The following is a 19954-nucleotide window of genomic DNA, read 5'->3' as shown; positions in this document are numbered from 1 at the left end:
TTTTTTTGCTTGTTCGATCCCACCCCATCCAGCCATCGCGCACATGGCGCGAGAGCACGGGCATGTGGGCACATCGGGGCACAACTGCGGGGCAGGTGCCGCACGGCCCATCTGGCCTTGCGCTGCATCAGCCCTCGCTCACAATCCCGGGCCCCATTTCGGGCATTTATTAAGAATAATTCGCGTTTGTTTTATCATTGCGGCAGTAACAACCCCGAAAGATGCATCCCATGTCGAAGACTGTGAAAGCCTTGCTGAGTGTTTGTGCCCTGGCCGCCGCTGCGGGTGCCGCCCATGCCCAGGAGCAGGTGGTGAACCTCTACTCGGCCCGCCACTACTCCACCGACGAAGCCCTGTACACCGGCTTCACCAAGGCCACCGGCATCAAGATCAATCGTGTGGACGCGGACGACGCAGGCATCCTGGCCCGTCTCAAGGCCGAGGGCGCAGCCTCCCCTGCCGACGTGATCCTGCTGGTGGATGCGGCCCGTCTTTACAAGGGTGAAGTCGATGGCCTGTTCCAGCCCATCAAGTCCAAGGTCCTGAACGACGCCATCCCAGCCAACCTGCGCAGCAATCCCGTTGCCGATGGCGGCATTGCCTGGTATGGCCTGTCCACCCGCGCCCGTGTGATCGTTTACAACAAGGTCAAGGTCGAAAAGGCCGACGTGGACACCTACGAAGAGCTGGGTGACCCCAAGAACAAGGGCAAGCTGTGCATCCGCTCGGGCTCGCACCCCTACAACCTGAGCCTGTTCGGCGCGGTGACGGAGCACATGGGCGAGCAGAAGGCCGAAGCCTGGCTCAAGGGCATGGTGGGCAACCTGGCCCGCCCCCCCAAGGGCGGTGACACCGACCAGATCAAGGCCGTGGCCGCGGGTGAGTGCGACATTGCCGTGACCAATAGCTACTACCTCGCCCGCATGATGCGCTCCACAAAGCCCGAAGACGTGGCCGTGGTCAACAAGGTCGGCGTGGTGTTCCCCAACCAGGAATCCTGGGGCACGCACCTGAACATCGCAGGTGGCGCGGTGGCCAAGCATGCCAAGAACCAGGCCAATGCGGTCAAGTTCCTCGAATATCTGGCCAGCCCCGAGGCGCAAAACTACTTCGCCAACGGCAACAACGAATGGCCTGCCGCCAAGGGCGTTGCGCTGGACAACCCGGCCCTCAAGGCCATGACGGGTGGCAAGCCCTTCAAAAGCGAAACCATCCCGATCAGCGCCGTGGGCGCCAACACCACCAAGGTGCAGCAGATGCTGGACCGCGTCGGCTTCCAGTAAGCCCGCCCTGCCCCAGACAAGCCCGGCCATGTCCGGGCTTTTTTTCGCCTTCAGTGCCGCAAGGATATGCGCCATAATTGACGTTTACGTTAACGTCACTTACTGGAGACACCCCATGGACATCAAGGGCAAGGTATTCATCGTCACTGGCGGCGCATCGGGCCTGGGCGAAGGCACGGCGCGCATGCTGGCCGCCCAGGGCGGCACCGTGGTCATTGCCGACATGCAGGCAGAAAAAGGCGAAGCCGTGGCCAAGGAGATCGGCGGCGCGTTTGTGAAATGTGATGTGAGCAACGAGGCCGATGGCCAGGCCGTGGTGGCCAAGGCCGTGTCGCTGGGCAAGCTCATGGGTCTGGTCAACTGTGCTGGCATTGCCCCCGCCGAAAAAACCGTGGGCAAGAACGGCGCCCACGCGCTAGCCCTGTTCAGCAAGACCATCACGGTCAACCTGATCGGCAGCTTCAACATGATCCGCCTGGCCGCCGAAGCCATGAGCAAGAACGAGCCCGAATCCACCGGCGAGCGCGGCGCACTGATCTCCACCGCCAGCGTGGCCGCATATGACGGCCAGATCGGCCAGGCCGCCTATTCCGCCTCCAAGGGCGGCGTGGTGGGCATGACCCTGCCCATTGCCCGCGATTTGGCGCGCAACGGCATCCGCAACATGACGATTGCCCCCGGCATCTTCGGCACACCGATGCTGTTTGGCATGCCGCAAGAAGTGCAGGACGCCCTTGCCGCTGGCGTGCCCTTCCCCAGTCGCCTGGGCACACCGCAAGACTACGCCAAGCTGGTGCAGCACATCTTCGAGAACGACATGCTCAACGGCGAAGTGATTCGCCTCGACGGCGCCATCCGCCTGGCACCGCGCTGACAGGAACCGGAAGGCTGAGAGCCCTCTGTGCCTGGTGTATCGCCCCATTTTGCTACCAAATAGATAGCAATAAGCGCTTACCTATAGCGCGCAGAGGGCCTAAAAAACCTGAGTGCTGCCCCCTTCCCACCTGGGGGCCGCTGCCCTCCCCCGGTCAGCCCTGCGGATTGGGGCGGGCGGCCATCCATACATCCAGTTGGGCCACGGGCACCGGTCGGCTGAAGTAATAACCCTGGCCGGTGTCACACCTCAGGGACAGCAACGCCGCCGACTGCTCGGCGGTCTCCACCCCTTCGGCAATGGTTTCCAGGCCCAGGCTCTGCGCGAGCCCGATGATGGCCCGCACGATGTGCCGGGCGTTGCCCTCTTCACCCAGGTGGCGTACGAATGACTGGTCGATCTTGAGCTTGTGCACCCGCAACCTCTGGATGTAGCTGAACGACGAGTAGCCCGTGCCAAAGTCATCGATAGACAGTTGAACGCCCAGATCAAACAGCTGCTGGACAATCGCGATCACCTTTTCAGGTGCGTCCATGGCGATGCTTTCGGTCAGCTCCAGCTCCAGCATCTGCGGGGGCACCCCGCTCTCGGCCAGCACCCGCTGCACCATCTCCACGAGGCTAGGATGGCGGAACTGCACCATCGACAGGTTGACGGCCACGGTGAAACCCTTGAACCCCATGCACCCCGCCCCATGCCAGGCTTTGGCCTGGACCAGCGCCGTGCGCAACACCCATTCACCGATACCCAGGATCTGCCCGCTGCTTTCGGCCACGGGGATGAACTCTGCCGGGCTGACCGCGCCGAACTCCGGGTGGTGCCAGCGCAGCAGCGCCTCGACCCCCGTGACCTGGCCGTCCTGTAGGCGGATCTGCGGCTGGTAGTGCAAGCTCAGCTGGTCTTGCACCACGGCGCTGCGCAGCGCGTTTTCGAGTTGCAGCACCCGCAAAGAGCGCGCCTGCATGTCGGCAGAAAAGAACCGGTAGGTGTCGCGCCCCGTCTCCTTGGCGCGTAACATGGCAGCGTCCGCGCGCTGCGCCAGCGTCTCGAACTCGCGGCCATCCTCGGGGTACATCGCGATGCCGATGGACGATGTCACCACCAGCTCGTGATGGCCCAGCAGGCACACGCGCCACACCTCGGCCTGCAGGCGCTCGGCAGCATGCGCGGCATGCTCCGCATCGGCCAGGGGCAGCACGATGATGAACTCGTCCCCGCCGGGGCGCGACACCGTGTCTTCATCCCGCACCACCGACTGCAACCGGCGCGCGATCTCGATCAGCAACTCATCGCCCACCTGGTGGCCCAGTGAATCGTTGACGTTCTTGAAATGGTCCAGATCCAGGTACAGCAGCGCCAGCCGCTGCGCACTGCGCTGGGTGAGCGCCAGCGCCTGGCTGAAGCGCGACGCAAACATGGTCCGGTTGGGCAGCCCGGTGAGCGCATCAAAATTGACCAGCTTGCGGATGCGCTCCTCGTCGCGCTTGCGTTCGGTCACATCCTCCTGCACCGCCAGGTAATGGGTGATACGGCCCTGCTCGTCATGCAGCGGCGAAATGATCGCGGCCTCGTAGTATTCACGGCCATCCTTGCGGCGGTTGAGGAACTCGCCCCGCCACGCCCGCCCAGAGGCAAGGTGCGCCCACAGGTCCTGGTACACCGACGGCGGGGTCGACCCGGCGCTCAGCAGGCGCGGATTGCGGCCCATCACCTCCTCGGGTGGGTACCCGGAGGTAGCAGAAAAAGCTGGGTTCACATATTCAATGTTGCCGTCGGCACCGGCGATAAAGATCGAATGTGGGGCCTGCTCCACGGCATGGCGCAGCTTGCGCAGGGTGTCCAGCGTCTCCACGCGCTGCGTGATGTCCCGCGACAGCACCACAAAATGGGCTTCCCGCCCCTCCTCCATCGCCTTGCGGGCCACGGACAGCTCAAACCAGTGCCTGCCATCGGGCAGGTCCAAGGTGTACTGAAAATCACGGGCCATGCCGTGCTCGGCCGCAGCGTCAATGGCCGCCTGCGCCACGGAGGCGGCCTGCGGCGGCAAGATGTCGTGCACCGAACGCCCAATCACCCGCTCAGCGGGCATCAGCAGCAGTTCGGGCTGGCGGGTATGGATCTGCACATAGCGTCCATCGCGTGTCACCTCGAACATCAGGTCGGGCACCGCATCCAGCACCGCGCGCAAGGCCTTGTCGGATTGCTTCAAGGCCCGGTAAGGTGCCTCAATGGTTCCAACAAAAACTGCGCGATACAGGTAGTAGTAGCCCAGCACCTTGTACACATGGCCCAGCAGGTTGAACAAGTCTGTGGCCGTGGCATACAACGTGAAAAAAACTTCGCTCAGGGCCAGCACCCAGACCGCAGCAAACAACCGGGCCACATCGAAGGATGCACGACCCCGCGCCAGACGCAACAGCTGCGCCAGGGCCACGATGTAGAGCGCGATCACGCCGTACTCGGCGGCGATCTTGAAGGGTGTCAGGCCCTCGGCGCCATAGGTTGCGGGGTACAGGTGCGGATACCAGAAGACCACCCCATGCACAGCAGCCACAACCCCAAGTACCAACCCCAAGACCATGTACCGACGGGGGCCTGCCGACACCACATGGCCCGGTGCATGCCACTGCAAGGCCAGTGCCCACAACAAGCTTGCCGCGCCCAGATACCGCGCAGGCAACCAGAAGCTGATGCCCTTGGCCACCGAATTGGGCGTGACATAGTCAGGCATGCCGACATAGGACAGCATGTGCGAGAAGTCCAGAAGCGCCACCCCCAGAAAGCCGCAAGCGAGGATGAACACGTTTCGCTGCGGATTGAAGCTGTGGGCCTTCCATCCCACCGCAAAAACCAGCGCCGACACCACAATCGAGAGCGTTTCGAGTCCCTGGTGGAGCGCCAGAAATGCGGCACCCGCCATGCGCTCGCCTGCGAAAAATAGGCCCAGGCCATCGCCGCGATTCCCGTCAGGGCCCACAACACCGGAGCCACCGCTCTAAAACTGGCGATATGCTGGGAATGGATCTGCCACCGGGAAAGGGTCATGTGGGTCTTGCGTCTACACCCCCCGCACCGGCATGGCACAAGGTTGTTACACATTCTTGCACAGCCAGGTGGCACTCCCGCTCTTGCAAGGCGCACAGCCCACCAGCCCAGGCGATGGAGAAAGCAAGGCACAAAAAAACCGCTGCAGCCTTGCGACTGCAGCGGTTGATGACTGGCGGAGTGGACGGGACTCGAACCCGCGACCCCCGGCGTGACAGGCCGGTATTCTAACCAACTGAACTACCACTCCTGGCAGGCAGCTTTTCGCTTGCATTTTTCAACACAAGCCAAGTGCTACAAACTTGGCGACCCTACGGGGATTCGAACCCCGGTACTCACCGTGAAAGGGTGATGTCCTAGGCCTCTAGACGATAGGGTCAAAACCTTGGAACTAACCATTAACAAATTTTGGTGGAGGTAAACGGGATCGAACCGATGACCTCTTGCATGCCATGCAAGCGCTCTCCCAGCTGAGCTATACCCCCAAATTTCCCTGATTTGCACCAAAGAAAGCCTTGCGCACATAAAGCCAGCAAGGGCTTGAAACTGGCGGAGTGGACGGGACTCGAACCCGCGACCCCCGGCGTGACAGGCCGGTATTCTAACCAACTGAACTACCACTCCTGGCAGGCAGCTTTTCGCTTGCATTTTTCAACACAAGCCAAGTGCTACAAACTTGGCGACCCTACGGGGATTCGAACCCCGGTACTCACCGTGAAAGGGTGATGTCCTAGGCCTCTAGACGATAGGGTCAAAACCTTGGAACTAACCATTAACAAATTTTGGTGGAGGTAAACGGGATCGAACCGATGACCTCTTGCATGCCATGCAAGCGCTCTCCCAGCTGAGCTATACCCCCACTTAATGACCTCAAACACTTTGTATTTGTTGTCATCATCTGAGCCTTGAATTATAGACAGATTTTTAGCGGTTTCGCAAACGCGCTACAACTTTTTCACGTCCGACCAATTCCAGCACGGCATCAACCGACGGCGTGTGGGCCGTACCCACGGTCAGAACGCGCGTCGGCATGGCCAGTTGGGGCATCTTCAAGCCCTGGCTGGCCAGCACCTGCTTGAAGGCGGCGCTGATGGAAGCCTTGTCCCATTCGCAGGCAGACAGTGCATCGGCCAGCGCATCCAACGCGGGCGCAATGGCGTCGGTGACATGCTGCGCGCGCTCGGCCTCCACGGGCGTCACATCGCCATAGAACACCTGCGCCCACTGGGCCAGGGCCACCGTGGTGTCGCAGCGGTCCTTGAACAACGCACAGACGCGCACCAGACGGCCATCGGCCAGTGCCTGCTCCGACACACCGCGCTGCTGCAGCTGAGGCGCCACCAAGGCGGCGAGCGCGTCGTCGGGCATGGCCTTGAGGTGCTGGGCATTCACCCAGCGCAGCTTGGCCTCGTCGAACTGGGCGGCGCTACGACCGAGGTGGTCGAGGTTGAACCACTGCAAGAACTGCTCGCGGCTGAAGATCTCGTCATCGCCGTGGCTCCATCCCAGGCGCGCCAGGTAGTTCACCATGGCGTCAGGCAGGTAGCCCTCATCGCGGTACTGTGTGACGGGCTTGGCACCGTTGCGCTTACTCATCTTCTCGCCCTGCTCGTTCAGCACGGTGGGCAGGTGGGCGTACACGGGCGGCTCCTTGCCCAGGGCGCGGAAGATGTTGATCTGGCGCGGCGTGTTGTTCACATGGTCATCACCGCGGATCACATGGGTGATGTCCATGTCGATGTCGTCCACCACCACGCAGAAGTTGTAGGTGGGCGTGCCATCGGGGCGAGCGATCACCAGGTCGTCCAGCTCATCATTGCGGATCTCGATGCGGCCCTTGACCTTGTCGTCCCACGCCACCACGTCCCCTTGCGGGTTCTTGAAGCGCAGCACGGGCAACACACCTGCGGGCACGGGCGGCAAGGTTTTGCCGTCTTCGGGGCGCCAGGTGCCGTCGTAGCGGGGCTTTTCCTTGGCGGCCATCTGCTTTTCGCGCAGGGCATCCAGTTCGGCCACGCTCATGTAGCAAGGGTAGACGTGGCCAGCCGCCTGCAGGTCGGCCAGCACCGCTTTGTAGCGGTCCATGCGCTGCATTTGGTAGAACGGGCCTTCATCGTGGTCCAGGCCCAGCCACGCCATGCCTTCGATGATCACGTCCACCGCCGCCTGGCTGGAGCGCTCCAGGTCGGTGTCTTCGATGCGAAGGATGAAGTCGCCCCCCGTGGCGCGTGCAAACGCCCAAGGGTAGAGCGCCGAGCGGATGTTGCCCAGGTGGATGAAGCCCGTGGGAGACGGAGCGAACCGGGTGCGCACGCGGCCCGCGCTGGAAGCTGTGGTTTCAGTCATATCAATAAGGTCTGGCCCCTTTCGGGGCCAGTGTCAAGATTCGGTCAATCGGTCAACAATCAATCCGAGGGGCGGCGGGCGGGCAACCGCCACACTGCCCGTCAGCGATCCGGCCTTGGCGCTCAGGCCTCTTGTGCGTTCGGCAGCGCCAAGCGGGAGGTGTCTTCCTCGCCCTCTTCCACGCCCACGCGCCCTTCGTTCAGGCTGGCAATGTCTTCTGCCGTGATGTCCCCCGTGACATACACGCCGTCAAAGCACGAGGCATCAAAGCCCGCGATGGACGCATTGAGCGAGCCCACCGCCTTCTTCATGCCATCCACGTCCTGGTAAATCAGCGCGTCGCAGCCAATCGCCTGGCGAATCTCTTCCACCGTGCGGCCGTGGGCCACCAGCTCGCTGCTGGTAGGCATGTCGATGCCGTACACATTGGGGTAACGCACCGGCGGTGCAGCGCTGGCCAGGTACACCTTGCGGGCGCCCGCGTCGCGCGCCATCTGCACAATTTCGCGGCTGGTGGTGCCGCGCACGATGGAGTCGTCCACCAGCAGCACATTGCGGCCCTTGAATTCACTGCCGATCACGTTGAGCTTCTGGCGCACGGACTTCTTGCGCACGCCCTGCCCCGGCATGATGAAGGTGCGGCCCACATAGCGGTTCTTGACGAAGCCTTCGCGGTACGGAATGCCGAGCAAGTGCGCCAGTTGCGTGGCACTGGGGCGGCTGGACTCGGGGATCGGGATGATTACATCGATTTCGTTGGGTGGCACGGTGGACACCACGCGCTTGGCCAGGGCCTCGCCCAGGTTCAGACGAGCCTGGTACACCGAAATGCCATCCAGCACCGAATCAGGGCGTGCAAGGTACACGAACTCGAAGATGCAGGGGTTGAGCTGCGGCTTCTCGGCGCACTGGCTGGCATGGACCTGGCCGTCCAGCGTGATGAACACAGCCTCACCGGGGTCGATATTGCGTTCGAACACATGGGATGTGCCCTCCAGCGCCACCGATTCGCTGCCCACCATCAGCGTGCCATCCTGGCTGCGGCCCAGGGCCAGGGGGCGAATGCCATGGGGGTCACGGAACGCGAGCAGACCATGGCCAGCAATCAGGGCGATCACGGCGTATGAGCCCTTGACCCGCTTGTGCACGGCACGCACGGCAGCGAACACATCCTCGACCTGCAGTGGCACGCCCCGGGTGGAGCGCTCCAGCTCGTGCGCCAGAACATTCAGCAGCACCTCCGAGTCACTCTCGGTGTTGGTGTGGCGGTGATCGGTCTGGAACAGTTCGTTGCGCAGTTCGCGCGCATTGGTCAGGTTGCCGTTGTGCACCAGCACAAGGCCAAAAGGCGCATTCACGTAAAAAGGCTGCGCCTCTTCCTCGCTGTAGGCATTGCCCGCCGTGGGGTAACGCACCTGCCCCAGGCCCACATTGCCTGGCAGGGCTCGCATGTTGCGCGTGCGGAACACGTCGCGCACCATGCCCTTGGCCTTGTGCATGAAGAACTTGCGGCCCTGCTGGGTCACGATGCCCGCTGCGTCCTGGCCGCGATGCTGCAGCAGCAGCAGGGCGTCATAGATCAGCTGATTGACGGGCGCTGTGCTGACGACGCCGACGATTCCACACATAGTTGTTTTCCATCCGTTTGCGGGAACAGCCCCGCGGCAACCCCATGGCAGCAGCTTGTGACCGCCACCCCATCGATATCAAGAAGGCAGATGCCTACCAAATTCTTCCGGCAGCGCCGGTTTCAAGCCCCTGAGCACTTCGGCGAGCACCGGTGCAGCTTGTGACTCCTGCCACCAGGGCGCTTCGTGCAGCGAGGTCAGCCCCACTACCACAGCCACCGCCAGCAGCAGCACCATGCCCCGCAGCACGCCAAACACAGCCCCCAAGGTGCGGTCAGCAGGCCGCAGACCAATGGCCTCAATCAGCTTCTTGGCCAGCCAGCTCACAAACCCGCAGGCAAACACCGACGCCACGAACACCACGACAAAACCCGCCGCATACCGCAACGATCCCGCCGACTCGCCCAGAGGCAGCAGCGCTGCCATGTCCGCCGCAAACCACTGGGCAACAAAAAAAGACACCACCCAGCCCAGCAGCGACAACACTTCAAACACCAGGCCACGCCAGGCACCGACCAGCATCGAAGCCAGCAGCACCGCGACAAAAATCCAATCCAGCGCAGCCATGGACACAAAAAATAGAAACCGCCGGGCCGCCCGGCTTACAGCGTCAGCACCGAGGCCGACAGCTCCAGCGCCTTGATGCGCGCAGCCGCCTTGTCAGCCTCCGCCCGGTTGGTAAAGGGACCCACACGCACCCGCGTGCGTTTTCCATCTTTGGTGTCCACCACCTGGGTATAGGTCTTGAGGCCGGCACGCTCCACCTTGGTGCGTGCTTCACGGGCCTTTTCGGCATCGGCAAACGCCCCCACCTGGACGATAAAACGGCTTTCTTCGACATTCGCGCTGGCCGCTGGTTCGGCGCTGCGGCCTTCCAGCAGGGCACGGGCGCGCGCCGAATCATCGGGGCGTTGCGCCGGTTTTGGCTCCGGCGCGGGCGCAGGTGCCGCAGGCGGTTTGGTGTCGGGCTTGGGTGCAGCCGCAGGGGCGGCCGCAGCCACGGTGGGCGCTGCGGGCGCAGGCTTGGCAGCAGATGGACGCGCGCTCTGCACCAGCTCTTCCCCTTCCGTCAGCCCATTGGTGGCCACGCTGCGCGGCGCCGATGCACGTTGCGCAGCAGGGGCAGCCACCTGGGGCACAGCAGGCGTCGCAGGCTTGGGCACAGGGGCCTCGGCCACAGGCGCGGGCACGACCAGCGGCGCAACCTTGTTGCGGTCAGGAATCTCGATGGGGATATCGACGGGCACAGGCCGGGGCTGGGTGTCGAACAGCAGGGGGAACCCAATCACCCCCACCAGCACGAGCACGGCTGCACCAATCAGCCGGTGGCGGGCCCGGCGGCGCATCACCTCGATACTCTCGGCCTGCGGCGCACGCGCACCGCGCTTGGACGGTTTTTCGGCCTGTTGCTGCTCGCCCTGCCCGGGCCACCGAAACTTGAAAAATGCCATGGAGTAACGACTCGTGCGGACCTCAGAACCTGCCCTATTGGCCCAGATGTTTGGCCTGCAGGCGAGGTGTTCCGTTGATCAGCACACCGCCCACCGTATAAAACGAGCCAAAGACCACGATTCTATCAGCGGGGTCTGCCGCAGCCACCGCAGCCGCCAGGGCCTGCATGGGGTCTGCGTGCACGCTCGATGTCACATCCCGGCGTCCACCCGCCACCATCTGCACGGCATTCCACTTCTGCTGCAGCGTGGCGGCCGTCTCGGCGCGCGGGGTGGGCAGGTTGGTGAAATACCAGCGGTCCACCAGGGGCCCCACCTTGGCCAGCATGGGCCCCAGATCCTTGTCGGCCATGGCGCCAAAAACGGCGTGCGTGGTGGGGAAGAACCCCATCGCATCCAGGTTGGCCGTGAGGGCCGCCACCGAATGGGGGTTGTGCGCCACGTCCAGCACCAGGGTGGGCTGGCCGGGCACGATCTGGAACCGGCCGGGCAACTCCACCAGGGCCAGGCCATTGCGCACCGCCTGTGCGGTCACCGGCAGGCGGTCCCGCAGAGACTCCAGCGCCGCCAGCACGCCCGAGGCGTTGACCAGCTGGTTGGCGCCCCGCAGCGAGGGATAGGCCAGCCCGGCATAACGCCGCCCCCGCCCCGCCCAGCTCCACTGCTGCTTGTCGCCCGAGAAGTTGAAATCGCGCCCGAAGCTCCAGAGGTCTGCCCCGATCTCGCGCGCATGGTCCACCACACTCTGCGGGGCCATGGGGTCGCTCACGATCACCGGACGGCCGGTGCGCATGATGCCCGCCTTCTCCCGGCCAATGCTCTCGCGGTCGGGGCCCAGAAATTCGGTGTGATCGATGTCGATGCTGGTGATCACGGCGCAGTCGGCGTCGATGATGTTGGTCGCATCCAGCCGCCCTCCCAGGCCCACTTCCAGGACGGCGACATCCAGCCGCGCATGGCTCATCAGTCGCAGTATGGCCAGGGTGGTGAACTCGAAGTAGGTCAGCGATATTTCATCGCCATTTTGGACCCTTGCGCGCTCCACAGCTTCGAAGTGCGCTACCAAATCAGAAGCAGACACGCTTTCGCCATGCACACGGCAGCGCTCCTCAAAATGCACCAGGTGGGGCGATGTGTACACCCCCGTGCGGTAGCCCGCCTGCTGGGCAACGGCCTCCAGCATGGCGCAGGTGGAGCCCTTGCCGTTGGTGCCCGCCACTGTGATCACCGGGCATTCAAAACGCAGCGCCATGCGGCGTGCCACCACGCTGACCCGGTCCAGGCCCATGTCGATGTTGTGAGGGTGCAGCTGCTCGCAATGGCGCAGCCAGCCTTCCAGAGTGTGGGGTTTGGTTTGCATACAGCCCAGGATTGTCGCCGAGCCCCATTCCCCACTGCGTTTTCGAGGATGATGCGCGGCATGACTAACGCCCGCATCACCCTGTACGGCATTCCCAATTGCGATACCGTCAAAAAATCCCGCGCCTGGTTCACCGAACAAGGGCTGGACTACCAGTTCCACGACTTCAAGAAACAAGGCGTCCCCACCGGCCAACTGCCCGGCTGGCTGAACGCCCTGGGCTGGCAGAAGCTCGTCAACCGCCAGGGCACCACCTGGCGCAAGCTGGATGCAGGCACCCAGGCGGCGGTCACGGACGACACCAGCGCCAGCGCCCTGATGCACGACCAGCCCAGTGTGATCAAGCGGCCGGTGGTCGAATGGCACAGCGCAGGCCACACCCGGGTCTCTGTGGGCTTTGTGCCCGATCAGTGGCAGGCCTGGCGCGACGCAGCGCCCAAAGGCTGACGAACCCGCTGGGTCATACCGACTGACTGACCGGCTGACATTTGCCCGCCAACGCGGGAAAATCGCACAAATCTTTACGCAGATTTACGGCGGCCAGGGCCCGAATTGACGTCATGGGCCTAAACTTTTCTTGTGTTCGGCGCGTTATGTACCGACCCGAAAGGAGTTTCTCCATGAAAAAGATCGTCATTTTTTCTGCCATGGCTGCTATCGCCTCCCTGGCAAGCGCCCAGGAACAAGGCCGTGTGCTGTCCGCCACACCCATCGTGCAGCAGGTGGGCATCCCCCAGCAGGTGTGTGGCAACGAAACCGTGTACAGCGGCAACCGCACCAGCGGCGCAGGCGCCGTGATGGGCGCCATTGCGGGCGGTGCCGCAGGCAATGCCATCGGCAAGGGCAGTGGCCGCGCCGCCGCCACCGCCATCGGCGTGATCGGTGGGGCCGTGCTGGGCAATCAGATTGAAGGCGGCCAGCCGCAGTACCAGAACGTGCAGCGCTGCACCACCGAGACCTACTACGAAAACCGCACCGTGGGCTACAACGTGGTGTACGAGTACGCAGGCAGGCAATACACCACACGCACCCAGAACGACCCCGGCCGCTGGATTCCGCTGAGCGTGCAGCCCACAGGCCAGACCTATTCCACCCAGCCTGACCCGTACGCCCAACAAGGCGTGTACAGCCAGCCCGGTGTGGTGACATCCACCTACCCGGTGCAACCGGTCTACCAGCAGCCCACCTATGTAACGCCACCCGTGACGGTGATTGAGTATGGCTACGATAGGCCGTACTACCCCCACCACCGCAACCCTTACTGGCGCTGAGCGGGCGCCTGGAGCCCCCAACACCCAGGCCCTGAGCATTCGCCAACCAGAATTGGAGCCCTTCGGGGCTCTTTTTCTAGGCGCCCCGGCCCCTGGCGCAGGTTTCGTTGGGCATGGCCGCCAGGGCCGCGCCACCCCTGCCCTAAAATCGCGGGTTTCCTCTAACCCAATCCTGCGCATCCATGACCACCGAAAAAATCGACGGCGTGTCCGTCACCACCCAGGCCAATGTGTACTTTGACGGCAAGTGCGTGAGCCACGGCATCACCTTCCCCGATGGCACGAAGAAGTCGGTGGGCGTGGTGCTGCCCGCAACGCTCACCTTCAACACCGGTGCGCCCGAGATCATGGAATGCGTCGCGGGCTCCTGCGAATACAAGCTGGCAGGCACCGACGCCTGGGTGAAGTCGTCCGCAGGCGACAAGTTCAGCGTGCCCGGCAACTCGAAGTTCGACATTCGCGTGACCGAGGCCTACCACTACATCTGCCACTTCGGCTGATCGCACCCCACACCGCAACGGACCCCGCACATGGCCACCATTCTCCAAAGCCTGCCCCTTGGGCAAAAAGTCGGCATCGCCTTTTCGGGCGGCCTCGATACCAGCGCCGCACTGCACTGGATGAAGCTCAAGGGCGCCATGCCCTACGCCTACACCGCCAACCTGGGCCAGCCCGATGAGCCCGACTACGATGCCATTCCCCGCAAGGCGATGGAATACGGCGCTGAAAAGGCCCGCCTGGTGGACTGCCGCACGCAGCTGGCCCACGAAGGCATTGCCGCCCTGCAGGCAGGCGCCTTCCACATCAGCACCGGCGGCCTGACCTACTTCAACACCACCCCCCTGGGCCGCGCCGTGACCGGCACCATGCTGGTGGCGGCTATGAAGGAAGACGACGTCAACATCTGGGGAGACGGCTCGACCTTCAAGGGCAACGACATCGAGCGCTTCTACCGCTACGGCCTGCTCACCAACCCATCCCTCAAGATCTACAAGCCCTGGCTGGACCAGCTGTTCATCGATGAGCTGGGTGGCCGTGCCGAGATGTCGGCCTTCATGACGGCAGCCGGGTTTGGCTACAAGATGAGCGCCGAGAAGGCCTACAGCACCGACAGCAACATGCTGGGCGCCACGCACGAAGCCAAGGACCTGGAGTTTTTGAACAGCGGCATCCGCATCGTCAACCCCATCATGGGCGTGGCGTTCTGGAAGCCCGAAGTCGAAGTGAAGGCCGAGGAAGTCTCGGTGCGCTTTGAAGAAGGCCAGCCCGTGGCGCTGAACGGCGTGGAATTCAACGACCCGGTCGAACTGATCCTCGAAGCCAACCGCATCGGCGGCCGCCATGGCCTGGGCATGAGCGACCAGATCGAGAACCGCATCATCGAGGCAAAGAGCCGCGGCATCTACGAAGCCCCCGGCCTCGCACTGCTGCACATCGCCTATGAGCGCCTGGTGACCGGCATCCACAACGAAGACACCATCGAGCAGTACCGCTTGAACGGCCTCAAGCTCGGCCGCCTGCTGTACCAGGGCCGCTGGTTCGACCCGCAAGCCATCATGCTGCGCGAAACCGCCCAGCGCTGGGTGGCCCGCGCCGTGACCGGCACCGTGACGCTGGAACTGCGCCGTGGCAACGACTATTCGCTGCTCAACACCGAATCGCCCAACCTGACCTACGCCCCCGAGCGCCTGTCGATGGAAAAGGTGGAAGACGCGCCGTTCAGCCCGCTGGACCGCATTGGCCAGCTGACCATGCGCAACCTGGACATCTCGGACACGCGCGACAAGCTGGGCGTGTATGCGCGCGCGGGCCTGCTGTCGCTGGGTGGCAATGCCGCCCTGGCCCAACTGGAAAACGACCGCAAGTGAGTTTGGCGGGGGTTTGCCACTCAAAATAGTGGCAAAAAATGCCTCTTGCGCGCGACCATCATGCGTTAGAAGCTATCAAAAAATGAGCAAAGCCACCGGGGACGGTGGCTTTTTCTTTGCCCGTGCGGTGCGGCTGCTGCTGGGGTCTGCCGGGGTTTGAAGGCGATCTGGCAGAGGCTTGCCGGGCCTACACCACCACCGGCTCCGGCTCCAGCCGGATGCCGAAGCGCTCGTACACGCTGGTCTGGATGGCCTTGGCCAGTGTCATCACCTCGCCACCCGTCACGCTGTCGGCGCCCTGCCCCCGGTTCACCAGCACCAGGGCCTGCTTTTCATACACGCCCGCCTTGCCAATGGACTTGCCCTTCCAGCCGCAGGCATCAATCAGCCAGCCCGCGGCCAGCTTGATGCTGCCGTCCGGCATGGGGTAGTGCACGATGCGCGGCTCGCGAGCGATGATGTCGGCGCACTGGTCGGGCGAGACGGTGGGGTTCTTGAAGAAGCTGCCCGCGTTGCCCACCACGGCCGGGTCGGGCAGCTTGGTGCGGCGGATGTCGCAGATCCAGTCGAAGATCTGCTGGGCCGTGGGCTGCAGCACGCCCTCTTCCGCCATGCGGCGCTCCAGGTCCAGATAGCCCAGCACCGGCTTCCAGGGTTTGGGCAGGCGAAAACGCACATGGGTGATCACGGCGCGCCCTTCCAGGCCCATGCCCCGGGGCAACCCGTCTGCACCGGGCACATCCGAGGGCGGATGCTTGAACACCGAATCCCGGTAGCCAAATCCGCACTGTGCGGCGTCCAGCGTGAAGGCGCGGCCCGTGGCCAGGTCGATGGCGTCCAGCGATTCGAACCGGTCCTGCAGCTCCACGCCATAGGCGCCGATGTTCTGCACGGGCGAGGCGCCCACGGTGCCCGGGATCAGGGCCAAATTCTCCAGCCCCGGAAAGCCCTGCGCCAGCGTCCAGGCCACACAGTCATGCCAGACCTCGCCGGCGCCTGCCTCCACGATCCACGCCTTGGGGGTTTCTTCCACCAGGCGCAGGCCCTTGATCTCCATCTTGAGCACCACGGGCTTCACATCGCCGGTCAGGATGATGTTGCTGCCACCACCCAGCACAAACTTGGGCGCCGCCGCCAGCTCCGGGTCGGCCAGCACGGCCAGCACATCGGCTGAGGAGTGCACACGCACCAGCGTCTGCGCGCGTGCGGCAATGCCGAAGGTGTTGCAGGGCTGCAAAGGGACGTTTTTCTCGACTACCATTGACCCGATTGTCGCATTCGCCCTTTGGAAGGGCTGCGATTTGCCCCCTGTTTCCCCGAGATTGAGAACCACCATGCCATCTTTTGACACCGTCTGCGAAGCCAACCTGGTTGAAGTGAAAAACGCCGTGGAGAACACCGCCAAGGAAATCGCCACCCGCTTCGATTTCAAGGGCACCTCGGCCAGCATCGAGATCAAGGACAAGGACATCACCCTGATTGGCGATGCCGACTTCCAGCTCACCCAGATCGAGGACGTGCTGCGCAACAAGCTCACCAAACGCAGCGTGGACGTGCGCTTCCTCGACATGGGCGACGTCCAGAAAATGGGTGGCGACAAGGTCAAGCAGGTCATCAAGGTGCGCAACGGCATCGAGAGCGAGCTGGCCAAGAAGATCCAAAAGCTGCTCAAGGAGAGCAAGCTCAAGGTGCAAGGCGCCATCCAGGAAGACAAGGTGCGCGTGACCGGCGCCAAGCGCGACGATCTGCAAGCCGCCATGGCGCTGATCCGCAAGGACGTGACCGACGTGCCGCTGTCGTTCGACAACTTCCGCGACTGAGCCTGGCGCCCGGCAAGATCCACCCACTTTTATCGCCCACACCATGACCAAGCCCGTACACCTGCTGCCCGCCGCCATGGTGGCCCTTGGCGGGCTTCTGCTGGCCTCCGCCGGAGCGGTGCATGCGCAATCGGTGGCGCTGGCCGGCATGCTGGGCAGCAAGGCCTTGCTGGTGGTGGATGCCCACCCACCGCGTGCGGTGGGCGCCGGGGATGAATTCCAGGGAGTCAAGGTCATCGCGGTGCTCAAGGAAGAAGCCACCGTCGAAGTCAAGGGCGAGCGGCGCATCCTGCGGCTGGGCGAAGCCCCGGTGCGCGTGGGGGGCCGCAGCGGCGCCAGCGGCAGACGCCTTGTGCTGACCGCCGACAGCCGGGGGCATTTTGTGAACAGCGGCACCATCAATGGCAAGGTGATGCAGTACATGGTCGATACCGGTGCCTCCACCGTCGCCATTGGCCGCCCTGACGCAGACCGGATGGGGCTGAACTACCAAAGCGGCCAGCCCGTGCGCATGAGTACTGCCAACGGCGTCGGGCAAGGCTGGCGCATGAAGCTTGACTCTGTGCGCGTTGGCGATGTGGAGGTGTTTGGGGTAGAGGCCATCGTCACCTCCCAGCCCATGCCCTATGTGCTGCTGGGCAACAGTTTTCTGAACGAATTCCAGATGACGCGCAGCAACGACCAGATGGTGCTCGAAAAACGCAACTGACCCGCCATGTCCGCCCACCCCGCCATCAGCCACCCGCATTCCGAGGGGGAGTATGAGGATCTTCTGAGCCTCTGGTCCGATCTGGAATCAGCGCTGTCGGTGCTGCTGGCGCGGCCGCTGCAGGTGCAGGACTTCCCCGGCAAGGTGCGGCAGTTCGACACCTGGCTGCAGGACCTGGTGGCGCACGACATCGATGCGGCGCTGTACCTCATGTTCCAGCTCGCGTCCACATCCACCGTGGGCTACAGCGCATCCCATGCGCTGGTGTGCGGCACGCTGTGCCACATCATGGCGCTTGAACTCAAGCTGCCCCAGCGGGAGCGGGACAGCCTGGTGCGCGCCGCGCTCACCATGAACATCGGCATGACCGCACTGCAGGACGAGCTGGCCGAGCAGCGCGAACGCCCCACCGCCGCGCAGCAGGAGGCCATCAAAAGCCACCCCGAAGAAAGCATGCTGCTGCTGGAGCGCCTGTTCATCAACGATGCGCTCTGGCTGGACGTGGTGGGGCAACACCATGCCAGCATCACCGAACGCGTGCCTCTGGCAGGACAGGACCCGGAAGACCGACTCACACGCATCCTGGGCACCATCGACCGCTATGCGGCCATGATCAGCCCACGCAAGTCACGCGCGGGCCGCAGCGCCACCGACTCGGTGCGCGCCATCGTGGGGCAGGAAGTGGACCAGCGCGATGAGGTGAGCTACACCCTGGTGCGATCCATTGGGCTGTGCCCGCCCGGCACCTTTGTCCGACTCGACAACGGCGACACAGCCATCGTGCTGCGCCGCAGCGACAAGGCCAATCACCCCCTGGTGGCCAGCCTGCTTGACCGCAACGGCAGCCACCACGCCCAGCCCAGCCTGTACCAGACGGCCTCAGGCAAACCACGCATCCAGTCGGCCCTGGCGCGCTCGGCGGTGAGTCTGGAACTCAACCATCGCACCATGGTGCGGCTGGGTTTGTATGCAGCCCAGCACAGCGCCGGGCTGCGGGGCTTGGTCACGGGGCCCGGCTCACTCTGAGGCCCTCTGATCGCCCTGCCTGCGAGGCGATCGGGACCATCTTTCGCGCTACTTGTGCGCCTTGCCAGACGGCGCGCCCGCCTCGGCACCCGATTTGTCCTTCTTGCTGCCCAGGCGCGACTCCTTGCCTGCCATCAGCCGCTGGATGTTCTCCTTGTGCCGCCAGGCCAGCAACAACGCCATCACCACCATCGAAGCGGCAATCGTGCCTTCGGCATACCAGACCACGCCGTCCACCAGCAGGTAGTACACCGGGGCAAACACAGCGGCCACCAGCGAAGCCAGCGACGAATAGCGAAAGAAAAAGGCGATGATGCCCCAGGTGAGTGCTGTCGCCAGACCGAGCCAGCCACTGACGCCCACCAGCACGCCCAGCGCCGTGGCCACACCCTTGCCGCCCTCGAAGCGGAAGAACACCGGCCAGAGGTGCCCCAGGAAAGCCGCCAGCCCCACCAGGGCCACGGTGCCGTCCTCCAGGCCGTAGGGGTGACCAAACCACATCACCAGCGCCACGGGCAGCCAGCCCTTCACGGCATCCAGCAGCAGCGTGACGATGGCGGCGGCCTTGGAGCCCGAACGCAGCACATTGGTAGCGCCCGGGTTCTTGCTGCCATAGGTGCGTGGGTCGGAGAGGCCCATGACCCGCGTCACGATGACGGCAAACGACAGCGAGCCCAGCAGGTAGGCGGCCACAGCGGCGAGAACGGGATAAACGGCGGTCAAAGCAACTCCTTGGAAATCAAATGGTCAGCCTTCTGACGGGCTGCATCGCGCGGCGGCCTATTCTGCCAGCGCACATTGCACGGGTTTGGCACCCAGCAGCTGCACACACACCTGCGGGTCCAGCTGCACCAAAAAACCCCGGCGCCCGCCATTGATGGCAATGCGGGGCAGCGCCAGGATGGTTTCCTCGATATAGACCGGCATGGTGCGCCGCGTGCCAAACGGCGATGTGCCGCCCACCAGGTAACCACTGTGCCGGTTGGCCACCTCGGGCGCGCAGGGCTCGACCGACTTGGCACCGATCTGGCGCGCGAGGTTCTTGGTGGACACCTTCCGGTTGCCGTGCATCAGCACCAAGAGCGGCTTGGCGTCCTGGTCCTGCATGACAAGGGTCTTTACCACGGTGAAAGGGTCCAGCCCCAGCACCTCGGCGCTGTGCATGGCGCCGCCGTGCTCCAGGTACTCATACGGGTGTTCGGTGAAGGCCACCTTGTTCGCCTTGAGCAGCTGGGTGGCTTGGGTCTCGGAAACGTGTTCTTTCTTGGCCATG

General features: G+C 63.8%; 18 protein-coding genes and 6 tRNA genes. 9 read left to right on the top strand and 15 right to left on the bottom strand.

Annotated features, from left to right (window positions below; all coding sequences use genetic code 11):
• The first annotated feature begins 230 nt into the window (after positions 1–230).
• Positions 231–1283, top strand: coding sequence for an extracellular solute-binding protein (locus tag ACYZGB_RS09535; protein ID WP_462387994.1), 1053 nt, complete (start codon positions 231–233; stop codon positions 1281–1283).
• A 115-nt stretch (positions 1284–1398) separates the two neighbouring features.
• Complete coding sequence (locus ACYZGB_RS09530) at positions 1399–2157, top strand: 3-hydroxyacyl-CoA dehydrogenase (protein WP_436138782.1); 759 nt, start codon at positions 1399–1401, stop codon at positions 2155–2157.
• Between the two features lie 154 nt (positions 2158–2311).
• Here ACYZGB_RS09530 and ACYZGB_RS09525 read toward each other — a convergent pair whose 3' ends face one another.
• The 12 genes from ACYZGB_RS09525 to folC form a co-directional block, all read right to left on the bottom strand.
• On the bottom strand, positions 2312–5077 hold the full coding sequence (locus tag ACYZGB_RS09525; protein ID WP_462387993.1) for a bifunctional diguanylate cyclase/phosphodiesterase: 2766 nt from the start codon (positions 5075–5077) through the stop codon (positions 2312–2314).
• 298 nt (positions 5078–5375) lie between these two features.
• Positions 5376–5452, bottom strand: a tRNA-Asp gene (locus ACYZGB_RS09520).
• Between the two features lie 53 nt (positions 5453–5505).
• Positions 5506–5581, bottom strand: a tRNA-Glu gene (locus tag ACYZGB_RS09515).
• A 30-nt stretch (positions 5582–5611) separates the two neighbouring features.
• A tRNA-Ala gene (locus ACYZGB_RS09510) sits at positions 5612–5687 on the bottom strand.
• Positions 5688–5749: 62 nt separating this feature from the next.
• A tRNA-Asp gene (locus ACYZGB_RS09505) sits at positions 5750–5826 on the bottom strand.
• Between the two features lie 53 nt (positions 5827–5879).
• Positions 5880–5955, bottom strand: a tRNA-Glu gene (locus ACYZGB_RS09500).
• Between the two features lie 30 nt (positions 5956–5985).
• Positions 5986–6061, bottom strand: a tRNA-Ala gene (locus ACYZGB_RS09495).
• A 65-nt stretch (positions 6062–6126) separates the two neighbouring features.
• Positions 6127–7548 carry a glutamate--tRNA ligase gene (gltX, locus tag ACYZGB_RS09490; RefSeq protein WP_462387992.1) on the bottom strand — a complete coding sequence of 474 codons (1422 nt, stop codon included), beginning with the start codon at positions 7546–7548 and terminating at the stop codon, positions 6127–6129.
• Between the two features lie 122 nt (positions 7549–7670).
• Positions 7671–9176, bottom strand: coding sequence for an amidophosphoribosyltransferase (gene purF, locus ACYZGB_RS09485; protein ID WP_462387991.1), 1506 nt, complete (start codon positions 9174–9176; stop codon positions 7671–7673).
• Between the two features lie 78 nt (positions 9177–9254).
• On the bottom strand, positions 9255–9743 hold the full coding sequence (locus tag ACYZGB_RS09480) for a CvpA family protein (RefSeq protein ID WP_094290903.1): 489 nt from the start codon (positions 9741–9743) through the stop codon (positions 9255–9257).
• 35 nt (positions 9744–9778) lie between these two features.
• Positions 9779–10627, bottom strand: a complete 849-nt coding sequence (locus tag ACYZGB_RS09475) for an SPOR domain-containing protein (RefSeq protein ID WP_462387990.1) — start codon at positions 10625–10627, stop codon at positions 9779–9781.
• Between the two features lie 34 nt (positions 10628–10661).
• Complete coding sequence (gene folC, locus ACYZGB_RS09470; protein ID WP_462387989.1) at positions 10662–11987, bottom strand: bifunctional tetrahydrofolate synthase/dihydrofolate synthase; 1326 nt, start codon at positions 11985–11987, stop codon at positions 10662–10664.
• A 60-nt stretch (positions 11988–12047) separates the two neighbouring features.
• Here folC and ACYZGB_RS09465 point away from each other — a divergent pair, with 60 nt between their 5' ends.
• The 4 genes from ACYZGB_RS09465 to argG all read left to right on the top strand — a co-directional run bounded on the left by ACYZGB_RS09465 (position 12048) and on the right by argG (position 15126).
• The gene (locus ACYZGB_RS09465; protein WP_462387988.1) at positions 12048–12434 is read left to right on the top strand and encodes an ArsC family reductase; all 387 of its coding nucleotides are present in this window, start codon (positions 12048–12050) and stop codon (positions 12432–12434) included.
• 173 nt (positions 12435–12607) lie between these two features.
• Positions 12608–13258, top strand: a complete 651-nt coding sequence (locus ACYZGB_RS09460) for a glycine zipper 2TM domain-containing protein (protein ID WP_462387987.1) — start codon at positions 12608–12610, stop codon at positions 13256–13258.
• A 182-nt stretch (positions 13259–13440) separates the two neighbouring features.
• Positions 13441–13758 carry a pyrimidine/purine nucleoside phosphorylase gene (gene ppnP, locus ACYZGB_RS09455; protein WP_063460592.1) on the top strand — a complete coding sequence of 106 codons (318 nt, stop codon included), beginning with the start codon at positions 13441–13443 and terminating at the stop codon, positions 13756–13758.
• A gap of 30 nt (positions 13759–13788) precedes the next feature.
• Complete coding sequence (argG, locus tag ACYZGB_RS09450) at positions 13789–15126, top strand: argininosuccinate synthase (RefSeq protein WP_462387986.1); 1338 nt, start codon at positions 13789–13791, stop codon at positions 15124–15126.
• 187 nt (positions 15127–15313) lie between these two features.
• Here argG and murB read toward each other — a convergent pair whose 3' ends face one another.
• Positions 15314–16387: a UDP-N-acetylmuramate dehydrogenase gene (gene murB / locus ACYZGB_RS09445; RefSeq protein WP_462387985.1), complete on the bottom strand. Its 1074-nt coding sequence runs from the start codon at positions 16385–16387 to the stop codon at positions 15314–15316.
• Between the two features lie 73 nt (positions 16388–16460).
• Between murB and ACYZGB_RS09440 the strand changes: the two genes are divergently transcribed.
• From ACYZGB_RS09440 to ACYZGB_RS09430, 3 genes are read left to right on the top strand one after another with little or no spacing between them, the layout of a single operon-like run.
• Positions 16461–16946: a YajQ family cyclic di-GMP-binding protein gene (locus tag ACYZGB_RS09440; RefSeq protein WP_056063745.1), complete on the top strand. Its 486-nt coding sequence runs from the start codon at positions 16461–16463 to the stop codon at positions 16944–16946.
• A gap of 43 nt (positions 16947–16989) precedes the next feature.
• Complete coding sequence (locus tag ACYZGB_RS09435; RefSeq protein ID WP_462387984.1) at positions 16990–17655, top strand: retropepsin-like aspartic protease family protein; 666 nt, start codon at positions 16990–16992, stop codon at positions 17653–17655.
• Between the two features lie 6 nt (positions 17656–17661).
• Positions 17662–18681: an HD-GYP domain-containing protein gene (locus tag ACYZGB_RS09430; RefSeq protein ID WP_462387983.1), complete on the top strand. Its 1020-nt coding sequence runs from the start codon at positions 17662–17664 to the stop codon at positions 18679–18681.
• Positions 18682–18729: 48 nt separating this feature from the next.
• On the opposite strand, the gene plsY is transcribed toward ACYZGB_RS09430, so the two are convergent.
• Together plsY and ACYZGB_RS09420 are read right to left on the bottom strand one after the other, a co-directional pair.
• Entirely contained in the window at positions 18730–19404 is a 675-nt protein-coding gene (plsY, locus tag ACYZGB_RS09425; RefSeq protein ID WP_462387982.1) for a glycerol-3-phosphate 1-O-acyltransferase PlsY, read from the bottom strand.
• A gap of 57 nt (positions 19405–19461) precedes the next feature.
• On the bottom strand, positions 19462–19953 hold the full coding sequence (locus ACYZGB_RS09420; protein ID WP_056063754.1) for an aminoacyl-tRNA deacylase: 492 nt from the start codon (positions 19951–19953) through the stop codon (positions 19462–19464).
• Between the last annotated feature and the right edge of the window lies 1 nt (position 19954).

This window comes from Acidovorax sp. Q11 (assembly GCF_054950075.1).
This window is presented reverse-complemented; position numbering and strand designations above follow the sequence as displayed.

What these genes read in the sequence shown, in the direction of transcription:
- ACYZGB_RS09535 (WP_462387994.1), top strand. Translation starts at nt 231, where the DNA reads ATGTCGAAGACTGTGAAAGCCTTGCTGAGTGTTTGTGCCCTGGCCGCC.
- ACYZGB_RS09530 (WP_436138782.1), top strand. Translation starts at nt 1,399, where the DNA reads ATGGACATCAAGGGCAAGGTATTCATCGTCACTGGCGGCGCATCGGGC.
- ACYZGB_RS09525 (WP_462387993.1), bottom strand. Translation starts at nt 5,077, where the DNA reads ATGGCGGGTGCCGCATTTCTGGCGCTCCACCAGGGACTCGAAACGCTC.
- gltX (WP_462387992.1), bottom strand. Translation starts at nt 7,548, where the DNA reads ATGACTGAAACCACAGCTTCCAGCGCGGGCCGCGTGCGCACCCGGTTC.
- purF (WP_462387991.1), bottom strand. Translation starts at nt 9,176, where the DNA reads ATGTGTGGAATCGTCGGCGTCGTCAGCACAGCGCCCGTCAATCAGCTG.
- ACYZGB_RS09480 (WP_094290903.1), bottom strand. Translation starts at nt 9,743, where the DNA reads ATGGCTGCGCTGGATTGGATTTTTGTCGCGGTGCTGCTGGCTTCGATG.
- ACYZGB_RS09475 (WP_462387990.1), bottom strand. Translation starts at nt 10,627, where the DNA reads ATGGCATTTTTCAAGTTTCGGTGGCCCGGGCAGGGCGAGCAGCAACAG.
- folC (WP_462387989.1), bottom strand. Translation starts at nt 11,987, where the DNA reads ATGCAAACCAAACCCCACACTCTGGAAGGCTGGCTGCGCCATTGCGAG.
- ACYZGB_RS09465 (WP_462387988.1), top strand. Translation starts at nt 12,048, where the DNA reads ATGACTAACGCCCGCATCACCCTGTACGGCATTCCCAATTGCGATACC.
- ACYZGB_RS09460 (WP_462387987.1), top strand. Translation starts at nt 12,608, where the DNA reads ATGAAAAAGATCGTCATTTTTTCTGCCATGGCTGCTATCGCCTCCCTG.
- ppnP (WP_063460592.1), top strand. Translation starts at nt 13,441, where the DNA reads ATGACCACCGAAAAAATCGACGGCGTGTCCGTCACCACCCAGGCCAAT.
- argG (WP_462387986.1), top strand. Translation starts at nt 13,789, where the DNA reads ATGGCCACCATTCTCCAAAGCCTGCCCCTTGGGCAAAAAGTCGGCATC.
- murB (WP_462387985.1), bottom strand. Translation starts at nt 16,387, where the DNA reads ATGGTAGTCGAGAAAAACGTCCCTTTGCAGCCCTGCAACACCTTCGGC.
- ACYZGB_RS09440 (WP_056063745.1), top strand. Translation starts at nt 16,461, where the DNA reads ATGCCATCTTTTGACACCGTCTGCGAAGCCAACCTGGTTGAAGTGAAA.
- ACYZGB_RS09435 (WP_462387984.1), top strand. Translation starts at nt 16,990, where the DNA reads ATGACCAAGCCCGTACACCTGCTGCCCGCCGCCATGGTGGCCCTTGGC.
- ACYZGB_RS09430 (WP_462387983.1), top strand. Translation starts at nt 17,662, where the DNA reads ATGTCCGCCCACCCCGCCATCAGCCACCCGCATTCCGAGGGGGAGTAT.
- ACYZGB_RS09420 (WP_056063754.1), bottom strand. Translation starts at nt 19,953, where the DNA reads ATGGCCAAGAAAGAACACGTTTCCGAGACCCAAGCCACCCAGCTGCTC.